The sequence below is a fragment of the Pseudomonas brassicae genome (genome assembly GCF_010671725.1).
Taxonomy (GTDB): domain Bacteria; phylum Pseudomonadota; class Gammaproteobacteria; order Pseudomonadales; family Pseudomonadaceae; genus Aquipseudomonas; species Aquipseudomonas brassicae.
Genome location: NZ_JAAHBU010000402.1, coordinates 1 through 3,728, shown reverse-complemented (window position 1 = coordinate 3,728; position 3,728 = coordinate 1). Strand labels below are relative to the sequence as shown.

4 protein-coding genes are annotated in these 3,728 nt (G+C 64.4%); all 4 read right to left on the bottom strand.

The window, feature by feature from the left end:
- A partial coding sequence (locus G3436_RS22815) for an AAA family ATPase (RefSeq protein ID WP_163949779.1) occupies nucleotides 1–929 on the bottom strand: 929 nt, incomplete at its 3' end.
- 16 nt (nucleotides 930–945) lie between these two features.
- Nucleotides 946–2,043, bottom strand: a complete 1,098-nt coding sequence (gene aroB / locus G3436_RS22810) for a 3-dehydroquinate synthase (protein ID WP_163949776.1) — start codon at nucleotides 2,041–2,043, stop codon at nucleotides 946–948.
- 100 nt (nucleotides 2,044–2,143) lie between these two features.
- The gene (gene aroK, locus G3436_RS22805) at nucleotides 2,144–2,662 is read right to left on the bottom strand and encodes a shikimate kinase AroK (protein WP_163949774.1); all 519 of its coding nucleotides are present in this window, start codon (nucleotides 2,660–2,662) and stop codon (nucleotides 2,144–2,146) included.
- A 4-nt stretch (nucleotides 2,663–2,666) separates the two neighbouring features.
- Nucleotides 2,667–3,728 (bottom strand): type IV pilus secretin PilQ (locus tag G3436_RS22800; RefSeq protein WP_163949771.1); only part of this gene is annotated, 1,062 nt, incomplete at its 5' end.

Below are 3,728 nucleotides of genomic sequence, written 5' to 3'. Positions count from 1 at the left end.
TGTGCAGTGCCCGGCTTGCCTTCGCCCAGCGGCAGTTGCGCCTGCTCGGCCGGCGCGGTGGCCGGCGCCTGGTCGCCCTTCTTGGGCATCAGTACAGCTGCCGCCACGGCAACCACCACCACAGCAGACAACGCCAGCACGTGTTTCTTTGGCATATTGAACCCCATTGATGGTCGCTTCACCGTCGAGCGGGTAGCGAGCATGGCTTCGATCATGGTATCGCGGGCCACCTGGTTGATTGCCCCAGGCCAGCCGTCCGAGTTTTCGTGAATATCGGCGATCTGCTCGCTGGTGAACACCTCGATGCCACGCCCGGCACCGTCCAGACGCTGCTCCAGGTACTCCCGGGTTTCGTCTTCGGTGTAAGGCTGCAACTCGATGACGTGGAAGCGCTCCTGCTCGGCATTGAGCTCGTCCAGTGCAGCGATCAGCGACGGCTCGCCGAACAGGAACACGTGCGGGCGCCCTTCGGGAGTGCCTGCCGCCAGTTCCAGCAAGGCTTGGAGTGCCGACTCGCCCAGTTGTTCCGCATCGTCCACCAGCAAGTAGACTTCCTGGCCGGTCAGGGCCAGTTGCACGATCTGCGCGAGGATCTGCGGCACCTCGGGCTTGCTCACACTCAGTGACTGCGCCACCTGGGCCAGCAGGCCGCCTGCGTCACTGGCGCCACGTGCCGACACCACCACGCTTTGCACCGACTGCTTGTTGGTGCTGGCCACCAGGGCCTGGCGCAGCAGGGTCTTGCCGCTGCCCTGAGGCCCGGTCACCACCAGCAACAGCTGGCTATAGCGCGCCAGGTGGTGCAACTGGCCGAGTACCGGCTTGCGCTGGGCAGGGAAGAACTTGAAACCAGGCACCCGCGCAGCGAAGGGGTCATGGTTCAACTGGTAATGGCCGAGAAAGGCCTCGTCGGCATGCAAACTAGTCATCGAACTCTCGTCAACCTCAAAGCTGGGCCACGATTGCGCGGTAATCCGCCGCCAGCGTGGCCTGAAGAATCTCTTGCGGATAGTCGTCGGTCACCAGCGCTTCGCCCATGTGGCGCAGCAGGACCAGGCGCAGACGACCGTCGAGCACCTTTTTATCGACCGCCATGTGTTCCATGAAGTGGGCCGGGGTCATCGCCTGGGGCGGCACCACCGGCAAGCCGGCGCGCTGGAACAGGCGGATACCGCGGTCGCGCTCGGCCTGGCTGATCCAGCCCAGGCGCATGGACATTTCCAGGGCCATGACCGTGCCAGCCGCCACGGCCTCACCGTGCAGCCACACACCATAGCCCATGTGGGTCTCGATGGCGTGGCCAAAGGTGTGACCGAGGTTGAGCGTGGCGCGCACGCCGGATTCGCGTTCGTCGGCCCCCACCACGGCCGCCTTGGCTTCGCAGGAGCGCTGGATGGCACGGGTCAGTGCCACCTGGTCGAGCGCGCGCAAGGCATCGACATTGTCTTCCAGCCAGCCCAGGAACGGCTCGTCGCAGATCAGGCCGTACTTGATGACTTCGGCCAGCCCCGCCGACAGTTCGCGCGGCGGCAGGCTCTTGAGGCTGGCGGTATCGATCAGCACCGCATTGGGCTGATAGAAGGCACCGACCATGTTCTTGCCCAATGGATGGTTGATGCCGGTCTTGCCGCCCACCGAGGAATCGACCTGGGACAGCAGCGTGGTCGGCACCTGGATGAAGTCCACACCGCGCTGGTAACAGGCTGCGGCAAAGCCTGCCATGTCGCCGATCACCCCGCCGCCCAGGGCGATCACGGTGGTACGCCGGTCATGGCGCGCGGTCAGCAGGGCATCGAAGATCAGTTGCAGGGTTTCCCAGTTCTTGAAGGCTTCGCCGTCGGGCAGCACCACTGGCAGCACCGAATAGGCACCCAGACTGCGGGTCAGGCGTTCCAGATACAGGGGTGCGACGGTCTCGTTGGACACGATGGCGACCTGTTTGCCGGCAATGTGCCGCGCCAGCAGTTCAGGCTGATCCAGCAGGCCTTCGCCAATGTAGATCGGGTAGCTACGTTCGCCCAGTTCGACCTTAAGTGTCTGCATGTGTCCCCACAAAGAACAGAGGCGCGGCATCGAAGGCTCGACCCGCGCAATAACGAAGTGCCCTGCCAGGGCATGACTGGTCGCCGAGGATAGTCATGCCTTAGCGGGGCGGCAACTTCTGCAAGCGCTCGAGAATGTCCAGCACCACCATGCGCGGCGGCCGCTCGTCGGTTTCCACCACCAGGTCGGCAATTTGCCGATATAGCGGGTCGCGCAGTTCGAGCAAGGCACGCAGGGTGGCTTCCGGGTTGGCGGTACGCAGCAGCGGGCGGTTGCGATCGCGCGCGGTACGCCCGACCTGCTGCTCCACCGACGCATGCAGGTAGATCACTCGCCCACCGGCGTGCAACGCCAGGCGGTTGGCATCGCGCATCACCGCGCCGCCGCCGGTGGCCAGCACCACGCCATCGGCCTCGCACAGCTCGGCAATCATCGCCTGCTCACGATCGCGAAAGCCGGGCTCGCCTTCCTTGTCGAAGATCCACGGAATATTGGCGCCCGTGCGCAGTTCAATTTCCTTGTCGGAATCCTTGAACGGCAGGCGCAGCTCTTTGGCCAGCAAGCGACCGATGGTGCTTTTACCAGCACCCATCGGCCCTACAAGTATCAAATTTCGCACAGAATCAACGACTCACAGCAATCGCCTGGTCACTCATGATACGCGGAGTCAGGAAGACCAGCAGCTCGGATTTTTTCTCTTGGATAACGGCGCGACGAAACAGCCGCCCAACATACGGCACATCGCCTAAAAATGGCACCTTGTCGACAACATTACTTTGCACGGTGGAGTACACGCCACCGATCACGATGGTCTCCCCATCCCCCACCTGGACCTTGGCATTGACCTCGTTCTTGCGGATCGGCGGCACGCTGTTCAAGGCGTTCAGGTAGTCCGGCTCGTCCTTGGTGACCTTGACCGACATGATCACGCGGTTATCGGCGGTGATCTGCGGCGTCACCTCCAGCGACAGCGACGCCTCGCGAAAGGTGGTGGACGTGCTGCCGTTGGCGCCGGACTCCTGGTACGGCACTTCGGTGCCCTTGAGGATGCGTGCAGTCTCCTTGTCGGCGGTGACCACCTTGGGCTGCGAGATGATCTCGCCGTTGCCGGTCTTTTCCATGGCACTGAGTTCAAGGTCGAGCAGCACGCTGTCGCGCACCAGGCCCAGGCCGATACCCGCCGCTGGTCGCTCCACACCCAGGTCGACGAACGGCTGCCCGTCCGCCGCCATTCCTTTCAGGCTGAAACCGCCGCCCAGTTGCACCGCCCCGCCCCAGCGCACCCCCAGGCTTTTCTCGTAATCGACATTGGCCTCGACGATGCGCGCCTCGATCATCACCTGGCGCACGGGCACGTCGAGCTGTGCGAGCATGCGGCGCAACTCGGCCAGGCGCGCAGGCGGCTGGCTGGCAATGATGGTATTGGTGCGCTCGTCGACCGTGATCGCCCCCGCCGCCTGATCCGGCGCCAGCGCCTGGAACAATTGCACCATGTCGGCGGCCCGCGCATGGCTGACGGTCAGCAGCTCACGGGCCAGTACCGCCGGCGGTTGCGCCGCCAACGCCTGGCGCTCCTGGCCGGCCAGCTCGGCCAGCGGCGCGACCAGCAGCACATTGCCGTCCTGGCGCCGGCCCAGGCTTTTGCTGCGCAGCACCAGGTCCAGGGCTTGCTCCCACGGCACATC